This window comes from Micromonospora sp. CV4, from assembly GCF_003667455.1.
Taxonomy (GTDB): Bacteria; Actinomycetota; Actinomycetes; order Mycobacteriales; family Micromonosporaceae; genus Micromonospora.
The window spans coordinates 18,936-33,348 of the sequence record NZ_RCVI01000145.1 but is presented as its reverse complement, the minus strand read 5'-3'; the positions used below and the strand labels follow the sequence as shown (position 1 = coordinate 33,348).

Annotated in this window: 12 protein-coding genes and 1 pseudogene; 7 read left to right on the top strand and 6 right to left on the bottom strand. The window is 72.4% G+C overall.

Annotation, left to right across the window (positions count from 1 at the left end):
- Nucleotides 1-548, bottom strand: a pseudogene (locus EAD98_RS31430) (hypothetical protein); the annotation flags it as partial.
- A gap of 327 nt (nucleotides 549-875) precedes the next feature.
- On the opposite strand from EAD98_RS31430, the gene uvrB reads away from it, so the two are divergent.
- The 3 genes from uvrB (at nucleotide 876) to EAD98_RS02680 (ending at nucleotide 4,281) form a co-directional block, all read left to right on the top strand.
- Nucleotides 876-2,984 (top strand): excinuclease ABC subunit UvrB, encoded by a 2,109-nt coding sequence (gene uvrB / locus EAD98_RS02685; RefSeq protein ID WP_121652497.1) that lies wholly within the window; start codon nucleotides 876-878, stop codon nucleotides 2,982-2,984.
- 108 nt (nucleotides 2,985-3,092) lie between these two features.
- Nucleotides 3,093-3,260: a hypothetical protein gene (locus tag EAD98_RS30855; RefSeq protein ID WP_158609762.1), complete on the top strand. Its 168-nt coding sequence runs from the start codon at nucleotides 3,093-3,095 to the stop codon at nucleotides 3,258-3,260.
- 163 nt (nucleotides 3,261-3,423) lie between these two features.
- The gene (locus tag EAD98_RS02680) at nucleotides 3,424-4,281 is read left to right on the top strand and encodes a helix-turn-helix transcriptional regulator (protein ID WP_121652496.1); all 858 of its coding nucleotides are present in this window, start codon (nucleotides 3,424-3,426) and stop codon (nucleotides 4,279-4,281) included.
- 100 nt (nucleotides 4,282-4,381) lie between these two features.
- Here EAD98_RS02680 and EAD98_RS02675 read toward each other — a convergent pair whose 3' ends face one another.
- Entirely contained in the window at nucleotides 4,382-4,675 is a 294-nt protein-coding gene (locus EAD98_RS02675; RefSeq protein ID WP_121652495.1) for an antibiotic biosynthesis monooxygenase, read from the bottom strand.
- A 406-nt stretch (nucleotides 4,676-5,081) separates the two neighbouring features.
- Between EAD98_RS02675 and EAD98_RS02670 the strand changes: the two genes are divergently transcribed.
- Nucleotides 5,082-6,080 (top strand): TerC family protein, encoded by a 999-nt coding sequence (locus EAD98_RS02670; protein ID WP_121652494.1) that lies wholly within the window; start codon nucleotides 5,082-5,084, stop codon nucleotides 6,078-6,080.
- A gap of 37 nt (nucleotides 6,081-6,117) precedes the next feature.
- Here EAD98_RS02670 and EAD98_RS02665 read toward each other — a convergent pair whose 3' ends face one another.
- Both EAD98_RS02665 and EAD98_RS02660 read right to left on the bottom strand, forming a co-directional pair.
- On the bottom strand, nucleotides 6,118-7,035 hold the full coding sequence (locus tag EAD98_RS02665) for an NlpC/P60 family protein (RefSeq protein WP_121652493.1): 918 nt from the start codon (nucleotides 7,033-7,035) through the stop codon (nucleotides 6,118-6,120).
- 59 nt (nucleotides 7,036-7,094) lie between these two features.
- Nucleotides 7,095-8,192 carry a mandelate racemase/muconate lactonizing enzyme family protein gene (locus EAD98_RS02660; protein ID WP_121652492.1) on the bottom strand — a complete coding sequence of 366 codons (1,098 nt, stop codon included), beginning with the start codon at nucleotides 8,190-8,192 and terminating at the stop codon, nucleotides 7,095-7,097.
- A 44-nt stretch (nucleotides 8,193-8,236) separates the two neighbouring features.
- Between EAD98_RS02660 and EAD98_RS02655 the strand changes: the two genes are divergently transcribed.
- The gene (locus EAD98_RS02655; protein ID WP_121652491.1) at nucleotides 8,237-9,034 is read left to right on the top strand and encodes a tyrosine-protein phosphatase; all 798 of its coding nucleotides are present in this window, start codon (nucleotides 8,237-8,239) and stop codon (nucleotides 9,032-9,034) included.
- Between the two features lie 25 nt (nucleotides 9,035-9,059).
- Here EAD98_RS02655 and EAD98_RS02650 read toward each other — a convergent pair whose 3' ends face one another.
- Both EAD98_RS02650 and typA read right to left on the bottom strand, forming a co-directional pair.
- A complete protein-coding gene (locus EAD98_RS02650) occupies nucleotides 9,060-9,920 on the bottom strand; it encodes a serine hydrolase (RefSeq protein ID WP_121652490.1) in 861 nt (286 codons plus the stop codon).
- Nucleotides 9,921-10,041: 121 nt separating this feature from the next.
- The gene (gene typA, locus EAD98_RS02645; protein WP_121652489.1) at nucleotides 10,042-11,910 is read right to left on the bottom strand and encodes a translational GTPase TypA; all 1,869 of its coding nucleotides are present in this window, start codon (nucleotides 11,908-11,910) and stop codon (nucleotides 10,042-10,044) included.
- Nucleotides 11,911-12,043: 133 nt separating this feature from the next.
- Between typA and EAD98_RS02640 the strand changes: the two genes are divergently transcribed.
- Together EAD98_RS02640 and EAD98_RS02635 are read left to right on the top strand one after the other, a co-directional pair.
- Entirely contained in the window at nucleotides 12,044-13,450 is a 1,407-nt protein-coding gene (locus EAD98_RS02640) for a DedA family protein (RefSeq protein WP_121652488.1), read from the top strand.
- Nucleotides 13,451-13,483: 33 nt separating this feature from the next.
- The gene (locus tag EAD98_RS02635; protein ID WP_121652487.1) at nucleotides 13,484-14,368 is read left to right on the top strand and encodes a transglycosylase SLT domain-containing protein; all 885 of its coding nucleotides are present in this window, start codon (nucleotides 13,484-13,486) and stop codon (nucleotides 14,366-14,368) included.
- The last annotated feature ends 45 nt before the right edge of the window (nucleotides 14,369-14,413 follow it).

Below are 14,413 nucleotides of genomic sequence, written 5' to 3'. Positions count from 1 at the left end.
GGCGGCGCGGCGGGAGTGGGCACCGCCGACGGGTCGGGCCGGATCACCAGCAACGGGCCGACGCTCTGCAACAGGCCCCGCTCGGCGCCCGCGCCCGGCCCACCCACGTCGAGGTAGAGCAGCGGCCGCGACCAGTCCACCCAGCCCACAAGTTCGGTACGGGCGGCGCCGGCGCCGACCGTGACGCGCACCCCGGCGCGCAGGTCCCGCAGGTTGGTGACCCGCATCGCGGCCAGTCGCTCGCCCTCGGCCACGGTCAGCGGCCGGGCCGGCTCCGGCGGGTCGGGCGCCCAGCTCAACAGCCCGATCACGAGCGCGGTCGCGGACGTGACGGCGGTCAGGCCCAGCAGCAGGAGCACGGTTCGGCGGCGACGACCGGCTCGGGCCGGGCCGGTGGTGCCGGCGGCCGGGTCGGCGGCCCCGCCGGGCCGGGACGTGCCGCCGGACCGGGACGAGCTGCCGGGCCGGGACGTGCTGCCGGGTCGGGACGTGCCGCCGGACCGGGACGTTCTGCCGGTGTCGCGCGTCGCGTTCGGAGAGGTGTCCACGGATGTGAAACGGGCCGGGCCGCACCGGGGTGACGAACCGATGGGGTGGCATCGCCGGAACGAGCAGGGGCGCTCGCGGCGGCCGGTCTGCGCTTCGAGCGCGACCACCCGGGTGCGCACGCCGGACAAGCCGGGTGCTGCGACCGCAGTGCCGGGGGCGGCCGGCCGAGATGACGGCCTGGGCCACCGGCCCGGTCGGCCGCCGCGAGCGGCCTACAGCGAGAGCCTAGCGTCGGTGACATGTGCCACACAATGGGAATATTGAAGCTGATCACGTGACCGCCGTGACGGCCTTTCCTGTCGGACCTCCGGCGTACCGTTGATGTCATGGCGCTCGACATTCCCCGGCTTGACAGCCGCTTCCAGGTCGTCAGTGACTTCCAGCCGGCCGGCGACCAGCCCGCCGCGATCGACGATCTTGAGCGTCGCGTTCGGCGTGGCGACCGCAACACGGTGCTGCTCGGCGCGACCGGCACCGGCAAGAGCGCCACCACCGCGTGGCTGATCGAGCGGCTGCAGCGCCCGACCCTGGTGCTCGCCCCGAACAAGACGCTCTGCGCGCAGCTGGCCAAGGAGTTCAGCGAGCTGCTGCCGCACAACGCGGTCGAATACTTCGTCTCGTACTACGACTACTACCAGCCCGAGGCGTACATCCCGCAGACCGACACCTACATCGAGAAGGACTCCTCGATCAACGAGGAGGTCGAGCGGCTGCGGCACTCGGCGACGATGTCGCTGCTCACCCGCCGCGACGTGATCGTGGTGGCGACCGTGTCGGCGATCTACGGCCTCGGCACCCCGGAGGAGTACCTCGACCGGGCGGTCCGGGTCGAGGTCGGCCAGGAGCTCGACCGCGACAAGCTGCTGCGCCGGCTGGTCGACATCCAGTACACGCGCAACGACATGGCGTTCCAGCGGGGCACCTTCCGGGTCCGCGGCGACACGCTGGAGATCATTCCGGCGTACGAGGAGCTGGCCGTCCGCGTCGAGATGTTCGGCGACGAGGTGGAGAAGCTCTACTACCTCAACCCGTTGACCGGTGACGTGGTCCGCGAGGTCGACCAGCTGGTGATCTTCCCGGCCACGCACTACGCGGCCGGCCCCGAGCGGATGGAGCGGGCCATCCGCGACATCGAGGTTGAGCTGGCCGAGCGGCTGGCCGAGCTGGAGCGGCAGGGCAAGCTGCTGGAGGCGCAGCGACTGCGGATGCGCACCACCTACGACATCGAGATGATGCGGCAGGTGGGCTTCTGCTCCGGCATCGAGAACTACTCGATGCACATGGACGGGCGGCTGCCCGGCAGCCCGCCGCACTGCCTGCTCGACTACTTCCCGGACGACTTCCTCACCGTCGTCGACGAGTCGCACGTGACGATCCCGCAGATCGGCAGCATGTACGAGGGCGACGCCTCGCGTAAGCGGATGCTCATCGACCACGGCTTCCGGCTGCCCAGCGCCGCCGACAACCGGCCGCTGCGCTTCGACGAGTTCCTGGAGCGGGTCGGCCAGACGGTCTACCTCTCGGCGACCCCCGGCCCGTGGGAGCTGGAGCAGGCCCAGGGCGAGTTCGTCGAGCAGGTCATCCGCCCGACCGGGCTGATCGACCCGGAGGTCGTGATCAAGCCGACCAAGGGCCAGATCGACGACCTGATGCACGAGATCAAGCTGCGCACCGAGCGGGACGAGCGGGTGCTGGTCACCACGCTGACCAAGAAGATGGCCGAGGACCTGTCGGACTACCTGCTGGAGAACGGCATCCGGGTGCGCTACCTGCACTCGGAGGTCGACACGCTGCGCCGGGTGGAGCTGCTGCGCGAGCTGCGCAAGGGCGAGTACGACGTGCTGGTCGGCATCAACCTGCTCCGCGAGGGTCTGGACCTGCCCGAGGTGTCGCTGGTGGCGATCCTCGACGCCGACAAGGAGGGCTTCCTGCGCAGCGGTCGGTCCCTGATCCAGACGATCGGCCGGGCCGCCCGTAACGTCTCCGGCCAGGTGCACATGTACGCCGACAAGATCACGCCGTCGATGGCCGCCGCGATCGACGAGACCGACCGGCGTCGCGCCAAGCAGATCGCGCACAACGAGGCACACGGGATCAGCCCGGAGCCACTGCGCAAGAAGATCCACGACATTCTGGACGACATCTACCGCGAAGCGGAGGACACCGAGAACTCCCGGGTCGGAGGCGCGGTGCGTCAGCTCTCCCGGGGCAAGGCGCCGGTCAAGGAGACCCGCAGCCGGAGTCGGGCCACCGCCGCCACCCCGTCCCGGGAGGGGATGGCCCGTGCCGACCTCGCCCAGCTCATCCAGGAGCTCAACGACCAGATGCTGGCCGCCGCACGCGAGCTGCAGTTCGAGCTGGCGGCCCGCATTCGCGACGAGGTCGCCGACCTGAAGAAGGAGCTGCGCGGCATGGACGCCGCCGGCGTGAAGTGACACGATCCCGGCGGTCACGCTCCGCGCGCTCGGGCGTGACCGGCTAGGCGCGGCGAGGGCGCTCGGGCGTAACCGGCCGGGCGCGGGAGGGCGGTCGGGTTGACGGCGGTGGCACCTCTCGACGAGGTGGTCCTCGGGCTGCCCGAGGCCAGGCTGCGCCCGTTCGTCGACCGGTACGTCGGCTACCGGGAGCGAGCTGACCTGCCGCTGGTCCGTCGGGAGGCGGCCCGCGACCTGGCCGGCACCCTCTGGACCTTCGGCACGTACCGGCCCTGACCGCGCCGGGTCCACACCGGACGGCGCCGGTCGCTGGCGGACGAAACGGCAGGTGCGGGCAGGTCTGCTCGGTCGACCGGTCGACCGGGTCGGTTGCGGTGCGCGAGCAAACTATTGCACTGGGTGATCGTCCTGCGTAGTCTCCCTCGATGGGGAGGCGGGGATGCCGTTGCCAACAAGTCCTGTCATTCGACGTGTGCGGCTCGGCACCGAGCTGCGCCAGTTGCGCCGGCGCGAGGCGCTGACCCTCGAGCAGGTCTGCGACCGGCTGGGCTGGGCCTCGACGTCGAAGCTGTCCCGCATCGAGCTGGGCCAGAGCCGTCCGGACCTCGCCGACGTCCTGGACCTGCTGGACGTCTACCAGGTGCCGACGCCGACCCGGGACGCGCTGATCGTGATCGCCCGGGACGCGGCGACCAGCCGCGGCTGGTGGAAGACGCTCGGCGAGATGAGCGAGCGGCAACGCACCTACGCCGAGCTGGAGACGGGTGCCGCCCACATCGTCGAGTACCAGCCGGCGGTCGTGCCGGGGCTGCTCCAGACACCGGCGTACGCCCGGTTGCGGGTCGCCGCCGGCGCGCTGCTCACGCCGGACGTGGACGTGGAGGGCGAGGTGCGCGCCCGGGCGCTGCGCCAGGAGGTGCTGCGCCGGGCGGACCCACCGCGCTACACGGCGGTGCTGGCCGAGGCGGCCTGCGACCCGGGTGACCTGCCGGACCCGGTCTGGCGTGAGCAGTTGCGGCACCTGGTGGCCGTGAGCGGGCTGGCCCACGTGACGGTGCGGCTGCTGCCCCGCGGCGTGGCCGGCGACGGGCTGCACCCGCTCACCCCGTACTCCTGCTATGCCTTTCCCGACCCGGCTGATCCGCGGACGGTGATGCTGGAGGCGTTGACCACCGACGTGCGGTTGGCCACGGCGCTCGACGTCGACCGGTACGAGCGGATGACCGAGGCGCTGCTGGCCGCCGCGCTGTCACCGGAGGAGACGGTCACCGCGTTGGCCCGCCGCGTCGGCGAATGAGGGCACGGCGCGGCCACCGGGCCCGGCGCCCCCGAGCCCGTCGGGACCGGCGGCCGGCGCGTGCGGCGGGCACGATAACCGCGCGGCACGACAGCTCGGCTCAGGCCGGTACGTCGATGAAGTGCTCCACGAGGGGCGGCCCGGCGAAGTGCGGCCCGATCAGCGCCCGCCACTGGTCGAACCGCTCGCTTGCCCGGAAGTTCTCCTCGTGCGCCTCGACCGAGTCCCACTCGACCAGCAGCACGAACCGGGTCGGGGACTCGATGCCCCGGGTCATCCGCACCGAGCGGCAGCCGGGCGTCCCGGCGAGCACCGGGTGGCCCTGGGCGTACGCGGCGGCGAACGCGTCCTCGTGTCCGGGCAGTACGTCGATCAGCGCGACCTCAAGCACCATGTCGGAAAGCCTCCCACGACGGGTCGGCCGGGCCGTGCCGTGGGGTCTGCCGGCCCGCTCGTCTAACCCGACACGCACTAGCCTCCTAGGACACGCAAGAGGGTGTGTCGGACGGTATTCCCGGCGGGCGGGTGGCCGGAGACACCGGTTGCCCGGGGTGCGATCACACGGCGTGGTGGGGGAGAATGGTCATCGAGGAGGGGAGTATTCCCTCGCGACGGAGTCGTCAGCACGGTCGATCGCCGGAATCTCGGCTGCCCGACCCGGCCCGTCGGTCGCCTTCCCGCTCGCGGGCAGGTGGCGGAAGAGACCTCCGACAGTCACCAGAGTGAGCGTCAGCGGCACACCGGCCCTTCAGGGGGCGTACGGTGTGCCCGACGCCGCGTGTCTGCCGGAGGAATGAACGTTGGACGTGTCCGGATTGGTGTGGGCGGGGACCCTCGTCGCACTGACTGCGGTTCTGCTCGTCGACCTGTTGATCATCGGTCGGCGCCCGCACGAGCCGAGTGTGCGCGAATCGAGCCTCTGGGTCGCCTTCTACGTCGGCCTGGCCCTGATCTTCGGCGCCGGTCTCTGGCTGACCTCCGGGGCGAGCGTGGCCGGGCAGTTCTACACCGGCTGGCTCACCGAGTACAGCCTCTCGGTGGACAATCTCTTCGTCTTCGTGATCATCATGGCCCGCTTCGGGGTGCCCCGGCAGTACCAGCAGAAGGTGCTGCTGGTCGGCATCGTGCTGGCGTTGGTGATGCGTGGTGGGTTCATCGCCGCCGGCGCCGCGCTGATCTCGCAGTTTTCCTGGGTCTTCTACATCTTCGGCGCGTTCCTGATCTACACGGCGGTCAACCTGGCCCGGCAGGGTGAGCCGGACGAGGACGAGTTCTCGGAGAACCTGCTGATCCGGTGGAGCCGCAAGGCGCTGCCGATCTCGAAGGACTACGACGGCGCGAAGCTCACCACCCACTCGGCCGGTCGACGGCTCTTCACCCCGATGCTGATCGTCATGATCGCCATCGGCACCACCGACCTGATCTTCGCTCTGGACTCGATCCCGGCGATCTTCGGTATCACCCAGGAGCCGTACCTGGTCTTCACCGCGAACGTCTTCGCGCTGATGGGCCTGCGTCAGCTCTACTTCCTGCTCGGTGGCCTGCTGGACCGGCTGATCTACCTGAGCTACGGGCTGGCCGTGGTGCTCGGGTTCATCGGGGTCAAGCTGGTGCTGGAGGCGCTGGCCGACAACAACCTGCCGTTCATCAACGGCGGGGAGCACGTGGGGTGGGCGCCGCACATCCCCATCTGGCTCTCCCTGCTGGTCATCCTCGGCACCCTGCTGGTCGCCACGATCGCCAGCCTGGTGAAGTCCTCCCGGGACCGACGCCGCGAGCTGGCCGAGGCTCGACGCTGAGCCGCCGCCGGCCGGGTGCGGGAACGCACCCGGCCGGTCAGACCCGGTGCGCGCCGACCAGGGTGGCGGTGCGGTCGGCCGGCAGCGGCTCCTCCACCACCCGCCGCCGCCGGTAGCAGGCGTGCAGCATCCGCCGGTCCTCCTGGTCGCCGGGGACGGCGGTGACGATGCCGATGTGATGGATCTTCCGGCCGGGGCGGGCGAAGAAGTAGAGGTCGCCGGGGCGCTCCTCGCCCAGCGGCAGGGGAGTGGTCACCTGGGCCTGGTCGTCGGCGTCGCGGGGCAGCAGCACCCCGAATCGGCGCCACGCCAGGTGCACCAGCCCCGAGCAGTCGATGCCGTACGCGGAGAGCCCGCCCCAGACGTAGGCCACGTGCAGCAGTCGCTGCGCCACCGCGAGCGCGTCGGCGGCGTCCGGCGGCTCGACCGGCGCGGAGGTGAGCTGACCGTCGGGCATCCAGAGCGGCGCGGCCTGACCGGGGACGTGCACCGGTTGCCAACCGTCGCGCGCCGGACCGGCCGGGACGAGTCGGGTGCCGACGACCACGCCGGGCAGCACCACCGGCCCGTTCGGCGCGGCGCGGAGCCCGGTGACCGTGGCGTCCACCACGAGGGGGTGGCCGGTGACGGTCGGGTCGACGGGGACCAGCTGGTCGGCGGGCAACCAGCCCGGGTAGCCGCGCGGGTCCAGTTTGGCGGCCGGTTGCTCGACGGCGACCACCCGCGCCCAGCCGTCCGGGCGCAGCTCGCTGACGAGCACCCGCTCGCCGAGCAGCAACTGGCTCAGCACGCAGTCGCCGACCTGTTGGTCGGTGTCCAGGCCGGAGACCCAGGTCGGGATGTCGGCGCGCGCTGTCAGCGCCGGCCGGTCCACCGGGCGGACCGCCTCGGGGGAGGTCCACAGCGTCGCCACCGCGACCCGGACGACGGCCTCGCGGCCCGGCTGCAGCTCCACGTCAACCCCCAGCTGGTGTCCGCTGTCCCCTCGAACCTTATGAAAGAAACCAACGATCATCAACTGCGGGGCTGCACCTTTACTTCAGCCAGGCCCGAAATGCCCAGGCCGGGAGCGTCCGGCAGCACCACGGTGGGCCCCTCGTAGCGGAGTCCGCCGTGCACCGGTGACCAGGCCAGCCACCAGGCGGCGTCCAGGTCGGCGACGGCGGTAGTGCCGTACGCGCCGACCAGGCTCGCCGCCGCGCCGATGCCGACCTGGGTCTCCATCATCGACCCGACCACCGTGCCGAGCCCGTGGGCGGCGGCCAGCTCCAGCAGGGTGCGTGCCGGCTGGAGCCCGCCACACTTGGCCAGCTTGACGTTGACCAGGTCGGCGGCCCGTCGACGGATCACCTCCACCAGGTCACGGACCCCGAAGACCGCCTCGTCGGCCAGGATCGGCACCGACACCCGGTCGCTGACCCACGCCAACCCGTCCAGGTCCCAGCGGGCCACCGGCTGCTCCACCAGCTCCACGTCGAGGCCGGCGTCCTCGATGCCGCGGATGACCCGTACCGCCTCCCGGGGCGTCCAGCCCTGGTTGGCGTCGAGCCGGATCCGGACCCCGGGGCCGACCGCCGAGCGGACCGCCCGGACCCGGTCCAGGTCGCCGACCGCGTCGGTGCCGACCTTGAGCTTGAGCACGCCGAAGCCGTCGGCCTGCCGCTGCCGCGCGGCCGCCGCCAGATCCGCCGCGTCGCCCGCGGCCAGCGTGACGTCCGTCGGCACCCGCAGGGTGGTGCCGCCGAGCAACCGCACCAGGGGTACGCCCAACCGCCGCGCCGCCAGGTCGTGCAGGGCGACGTCCACCGCTGCCTTCGCCGCCTCGTTGCCGACGACCGCGCGTTGCACCTCGGCGCAGCGGGCCACCAGGTCGTCCGGGTCGCGTCCGGTGAGCAGCGGCCCGAGCAGCTCCCGCACGCACGCCTGGGCGCCACCGACCGACGCGCCGGTGACCTGCCAGACCTGCGGCGCCTCGCCGAAGCCGGACCGGCCGTCGGCGTCGACCAGTTCGACGACCAGCGTGTCCACAGTGGTGGTGCGTCGCAGCGCGGTGACGAACGGGGTGTGTAAGGGGGCGGAAACCCGGTGGGTGCGTACCGCCGAGATCGTCATATGCGGCACCCTATACGCAGGCACGTGACGGGAGGGGAGACCGGATGGCCGGGCGGGACTGGGAGATGGTCGGCGCGCCGAACGCGCGTGACCTGGGCGGCCTCGTCGGCGCCGACGGCCGGCGGGTGCGGCCCGGGCTGGTGATCCGTACCCCGGCGCTGGGCCGGCTCACCGACGAGGACCTGCCGGTGCTCGCGAAGCTGGGCCCGGCCTGCGTGATCGACCTGCGGGACGGCTCGGAGATCGCGGTGGCCCCGACGGACCGGCTGGTCGGCGAGCCCCGGGTGGTGCACCTGCCGGTGCACGACCCGGAGCACCCGGTCTTCACGTACGTGTCGGCGGTGCTGCTCGGCCACGACCTCGACGCGTACGCGGAGCTGGCCCGGCAGGGCACGGCGGCGGCGATGGCCGCGATCTACCGGTGGTTCGTGACCGGCGAGTCGGCGCGGGTCGGCTTCGCCGAGGCCGTGCGGCTGGCCGCCCGGCGCGAGAACCTGCCGCTGATCTACCACTGCTCCGCCGGCAAGGACCGCACCGGCTGGCTCACCGTCGTCCTGCTGACCGCGCTCGGGGTGGACGAGGCCGCGATTCGCGCCGAGTATCTGCGCAACAACGCGCTGACGGACAGCCTGCGCGCGGTGATCGTCGAGGCGATGCGGCGCCGTCAGCCCGAGCTGGACGTCGACGCGGTGCTTCCCGTGCTGGAGGTCCGCCCCGAGTATCTGGACGCCGGCTACGAGGAGGTGCGCCGGGTGCACGGCTCGTTCGACCGCTACCTGCGCGACGGGCTCGGGCTGACCGACGAGACCCTCACGGCGCTGCGGGCGCAACTGCTGGAGTGATTCCGGCCGGCCCGGAGGTGTCGGGTCAGAGCTGGTGGCGGGCCGCCCAGACCTGCGCCGAGATGTGGGCGATCAGCAGGCAGGCATCGTCCTCGACCTCCTCGCCGCTCGCGCCGCCGTCGGCCAGGTCGGTGGTGGTGCAGACGGTGATCACGTACGGCGGGGCGTCGTCGGGCAGGACCACCCCGGCGCCGTGCCGGACGCCGCGTACCCACCCGTTCTTGTGTGCGATCCGGGTGCCCTCGGGCAGGCCGGCGGCCAGGTCCTCGCGGTGCTCCTGGGCGAGCAGCACGTCCAGCATGGCCGCGCAGCCGGCCGGCGAGGCGAGCGGGCCGGGGCTGGCGGCACCGGTGGCCAGCGCGCCGAGCAGCACGGCCAGGTCGTGGGCGGTGACCAGGTTGGTGATGCCCGCCTCGCGGGCGGCGAAGTCCTCGATGCCGCGGCCCGTGACGCTGTGCCGGGCCCCGGCCAGCGCCCACACCTCGGCCACCGCGGGCAGCCCGACGTGGCCGATGACCAGGTTGGTGGCCAGGTTGCTGGACCGCACGATCATCCGGTCGGCAAGCCAGCGCAGCGGCGCGGTGCCGCCCACCCGGTCCCAGACCGCGTCGTCGTTGTCGTAGTGCTGCGCGCATGAGAAGCGGGGCGCGCCGGGCTGGGCCGAGTCGAACTCGTTGGCCACCGGGACCGGGGCGTCCAGCTCCAGCGTGCCGGCCTCGGCGGCGCGGTGCAGCGCGGCGAGCACCGCCGCCTTCATGGTGCTGGCGGCGTAGTGGGTGGCGTCGGCGTGGCGGGTCCAGGTCGGCGGCGCGTCCAGGCGGCCCACGTACGCCGAGACGGTGCCGGGCACCCGGTCCAGGTGGGCGTCGAGATCATCCCAGGTCATGCCGGTGACCGTAGCGGATCATCGGCCGGCTGGCCGGGCTGGCCCGCGTACCCCCGCCGGAAAGCGGGCGGGCGCGCCGACCGCAAGCGGTCGACGCGCCCGGTGCCGGGTGCTGGTGGGGTCAGCCGGCGTGCTTGCGGCGGGCGGCGGCCCGACCGCGCAGCTGCTGGTCGAGCACGACCTTGCGGATGCGCACCGCGGTCGGGGTGACCTCGACGCACTCGTCCTCGCGGCAGAACTCGAGCGCCTGCTCCAGCGACAGCTTGCGCGGCGGGATCAGCTTCTCGGTCTCGTCGGAGGTCGACGCCCGCATGTTGGTGAGCTTCTTCTCCTTGGTGATGTTGACGTCCATGTCGTCGGAGCGGGAGTTCTCCCCGACGATCATGCCCTCGTACACCTCGGTGGTCGGCTCGACGAAGAGCTGGCCGCGCTCCTGCAGGTTGATCATCGCGAAGGCGGTGACCGCGCCGGCCCGGTCGGCGACCAGCGAACCGTTGTTGCGGGTACGCAGCTCGCCGAACCACGGCTCGTAGGACTCGAAGACGTGGTGCAGGATGCCGGTGCCCCGGGTGTCGGTCAGGAACTCGGTACGGAAGCCGATCAGGCCGCGGGCCGGGACCAGCCACTCCATCCGGATCCAGCCGGTGCCGTGGTTGACCAGCTGCTCCATCCGGCCCTTGCGGGTGGCCAGCAGCTGGGTGATCGCGCCCAGGTACTCCTCGGGCGCGTCGATGGTCAGCCGCTCGACCGGCTCGCAGGTCTTGCCGTCGATCTCGCGGGTGACGACCTGCGGCTTGCCGACGGTCAGCTCGTAGCTCTCCCGGCGCATCTGCTCGACCAGGATGGCCAGCGCCAGCTCGCCGCGGCCCTGCACCTCCCAGGCGTCCGGCCGCTCGGTGGGCAGCACCCGCAGCGAGACGTTGCCGATCAGCTCCTTGTCGAGCCGGTCCTTGACCATCCGGGCGGTGACCTTGGAGCCCTTGACCCGGCCGACCAGCGGCGAGGTGTTGGTGCCGATGGTCATCGAGATGGCCGGCTCGTCGACGGTGATCAGCGGCAGCGCCACCGGGTTCTCCGCGTCGGCGAGGGTCTCACCGATCATGATCTCGGAGATGCCGGCGACGGCGATGATGTCGCCCGGGCCGGCGGTCTCGGCCGGCTTGCGCTCCAGGCCCTCGGTCATCAGCATCTCGGAGATGCGGACCCGCTGGGTGCTGCCGTCGGTGCGGCACCAGGCCACCGTCTGGCCCTTGCTGATGGTGCCCTGACGGACCCGGCACAGCGCCAGGCGGCCGAGGAACGGCGAGGCGTCGAGGTTGGTGACGTGCGCCTGCAGCGGCGCGCCGTCCTCGTACGCGGGCGCCGGGATGGTGTCCAGCAGGGTGCGGAACAGCGGCTCCAGGGAGCTGCTGTCGTCCGGCACGGAGCCGTCGGCGGGCTGGGTCAGCGAGGCGATGCCGTCGCGGGCGCAGGCGTAGACGATCGGGAAGTCGATCTGCTCCTCGTCGGCGTCCAGGTCGAGGAAGAGCTCGTAGGTGTCGTCCACGACCTCCTTGATCCGGGCGTCGGGGCGGTCCACCTTGTTGATCACCAGGATGATCGGCATCCGGGCCCGCAGGGCCTTGCGCAGCACGAAGCGGGTCTGCGGCAGCGGGCCCTCGCTGGCGTCGACCAGCAGCACGACCCCGTCGACCATGGTCAGGCCGCGCTCCACCTCACCACCGAAGTCGGCGTGACCGGGGGTGTCGATGATGTTGATGGTGACCGGGTCCGAGCCATCCGCCGGCAGGTAGCGCACGCCGGTGTTCTTGGCCAGGATGGTGATGCCCTTCTCCCGTTCCAGGTCCCCGGAGTCCATCACCCGCTCGGTCGTCTCGCCTCGTGCGCCGTACGCGCCGGCCTGCCGCAACATGGCGTCGACCAGGGTGGTCTTGCCGTGGTCGACGTGAGCGATGATGGCGACGTTGCGGAGGTCGGTGCGAAGCTGCATACCCTCTATCCTTCCGCCTGCGCTCGCGCAGGCCGCGTCGGGGTCACCCCCAGGTGCCCCTGATCTCTGGTGAAACTGCTGTCCGGGTCGTTCCCCCGGCTGGCATGCTGGCTCCCGTGTCCCGGGGGCCTGAGTGCACGATCTGCTGACCATGTTGCAGGGTCTGCCCACCCTGTGGATCTACCTGGTCGCCGCGCTGATCGTGGCGGGCGAGACCGCGGTGATCTTCGGCCTGCTCGTGCCGGGTGAGGCTACCCTGCTGCTCGTCGGCTTCCTCACCTACAACGGTACCTTGCGGCTCGGCCCGGCGTTGCTGGCGATGATCGCCGCCGCGGTGGCCGGTGACGCGCTGGCGTTCCGCGCCGGCCGGCGGTACGGCTCGCGGCTGCGTGCCGGGCTGGGCCACCGGGTCGGGCCCGAGCGGTGGGGCCGGGCCGACGCCATGCTCGCCCGGCTCGGTGGCCGGGGGGTGTTCGCCGCCCGCTGGGTGGCCTTCGCCCGCACCCTGGTGCCCCGGCTGGCCGGCGCGGCCGGCATGCCGTACCGGCGGTTCGCGCCGTGGAACCTGGCCGGCGTGGTGACCTGGGTGGGCGGCTCGGTGCTGCTCGGTCACGTCGCCGGTGAGTCGTACGACACGGTCTCCCGGTTGCTCGGCCGGGCCACCGGCGCGGTGCTGGTGCTGCTGGCCGGCCTGTTGGGGGTGGTGCTCGCCGGCCGGTGGCTGGGCCGTAACCCCGACCCGGTCCGGGCGCTGCTGTCCCGGGCCGGCGCGCTGCCGCCGGTGCGCTGGCTCAGCGCCCGCTACGGGGTGCTGTTCTTCCTGGTGGCCATGCGGATCGGGCCGGCCTGGACGCTGCTGCTCAACCTCGCCGCCGGGCTGCTGCTGCTCTTCGCCGCCGGGCTCGCCATCGCCGCCCTGCTGTCCGTGGTGGTACGCAACAGCGGGCTGTCCGCGCTGGACGGGGCGATCGGGGGCTGGTTCGCCGCCCGGCGGACCCCGGACGCCGCCGAGGCGACCCTGGCCGTGGTGTCCGTGCTGCGGGGGTGGGTCCTGATCGTTCTGGTGGCGCTGGTGGCAGGGGTGCTGGCGTGGCGGAACCGGCCCTGGCGGGCGGACCTGCTCAGCGTCGTCGGCACGGTGGGCGCGTTCGTGCCGCTGCTGGTGCTGGCCGTGGTGGCCGAGCTGACCGGGTCGCCGGGCGCCGGTGCGGCGGCTCCGTTCCCGACCCAGAACGCGGTGGTCGCGGCGAGCTTCTGCACCCTGGCCTGGCTGGTGTCCCGGGGCGCCCGCTGGCCGGTAGCGGTGGCCGCCTGGACGGCCGCCACCGCGGGGGTGCTCGGGGTCGGCGGCGCCCGGCTCTACCTCGGGTTGGACACGGCGAGCGGGACCGCGGCGGCCGTGCTGCTCGGGGTTCTCTGGACGGTGGTGTTCATGGTCGCCTGGGCCACCCGGGACCGGGCGGTGGGGGAGCGGGAGCAGCCGCAGGACCCAATCCGGCCGCCGCCGCAGGGGCCTCGGCGCCCGGTCGAACCTTGCTAGGGTGCGACGTCGGTCACACGGGGGAGGAACGGCATGCGTGGACGGACCGGCCGGGTGTGCGCCGTGGGGATCGCCGGGCTCCTGCTGGTGGGCACGATGGTCGCCTGCGCCGACCCGGGGGAGAGCCCGCAGGGCCAGGCCGCGCCGGTCGCGGTCACCGGGACGCCGACGGACGCCCCGCTCGACGAGGCCGTCGCGGAGCCGAGCCCGTCGGTGAGCGGGGTGGCCGGCATGGGCGCCGCACCGAGCCGCAGAGCGTCGCCGACCCCGAAGCCGACGAAGAAGCCGACCCGCCCGTCCGGCCCGGCGACGAAGCCGCGCCCGGTGGCGAAGCCGCCCACCGAGACCAAGGTCCCGCCGGCGCCCCCGAAGCCGGCGCCGACCTCCTGCAAGCCCAGCTACAAGGGCACCCAGGCGACGCGGGCCCAGGCGAAGGCGGCGCTGACCGACGCGGCCGCCCGCACCTACTGGCCGACCTCCGCGCCGGAGCTCAAGATCCCACTTGACCTGGTCAAGGCGACCGCCTGGCAGGAGAGCGGCTGGCAGTCCAACATCTACGCCTGCGACGGCGGGGTCGGGCTGATGCAGGTGATGCCGGCCACCGCGACGTGGATGAACCAGCGGTTCGAGCAGAGCTACGAGATCGACGACTACCGGGACAACGCGTACCTGGGGGCCAACTACCTGGCCTGGCTGACCAAGTACATCGGTGACATGTACTTCGAGTCCGACTTCCGGCTCGACGCCGACCTGTGCACCTCCGAGCTGAACTCCTGCCTGCTCAACGCGGTGATCGCCGCGTACAACTTCGGGCACGGGGCGGTGGCGCAGGAGGGCGAGCCGTTAACCATCCCCAACCCGTCCTACGTGCGCAACGTGCGGGCGCTGATGACCGAGTGCGTCTGCCTGGGGTACTGAGGACGTAGCGCTCGGGGACGGCGGCCGGGTGACCACCATCCCCGT

What these genes read in the sequence shown, in the direction of transcription:
- typA (WP_121652489.1), bottom strand. Translation starts at nt 11,910, where the DNA reads ATGCAGCTTCGCACCGACCTCCGCAACGTCGCCATCATCGCTCACGTC.
- EAD98_RS02655 (WP_121652491.1), top strand. Translation starts at nt 8,237, where the DNA reads ATGGCCGGGCGGGACTGGGAGATGGTCGGCGCGCCGAACGCGCGTGAC.
- EAD98_RS02650 (WP_121652490.1), bottom strand. Translation starts at nt 9,920, where the DNA reads ATGACCTGGGATGATCTCGACGCCCACCTGGACCGGGTGCCCGGCACC.
- uvrB (WP_121652497.1), top strand. Translation starts at nt 876, where the DNA reads ATGGCGCTCGACATTCCCCGGCTTGACAGCCGCTTCCAGGTCGTCAGT.
- EAD98_RS02675 (WP_121652495.1), bottom strand. Translation starts at nt 4,675, where the DNA reads ATGGTGCTTGAGGTCGCGCTGATCGACGTACTGCCCGGACACGAGGAC.
- EAD98_RS02635 (WP_121652487.1), top strand. Translation starts at nt 13,484, where the DNA reads ATGCGTGGACGGACCGGCCGGGTGTGCGCCGTGGGGATCGCCGGGCTC.
- EAD98_RS02660 (WP_121652492.1), bottom strand. Translation starts at nt 8,192, where the DNA reads ATGACGATCTCGGCGGTACGCACCCACCGGGTTTCCGCCCCCTTACAC.
- EAD98_RS02680 (WP_121652496.1), top strand. Translation starts at nt 3,424, where the DNA reads ATGCCGTTGCCAACAAGTCCTGTCATTCGACGTGTGCGGCTCGGCACC.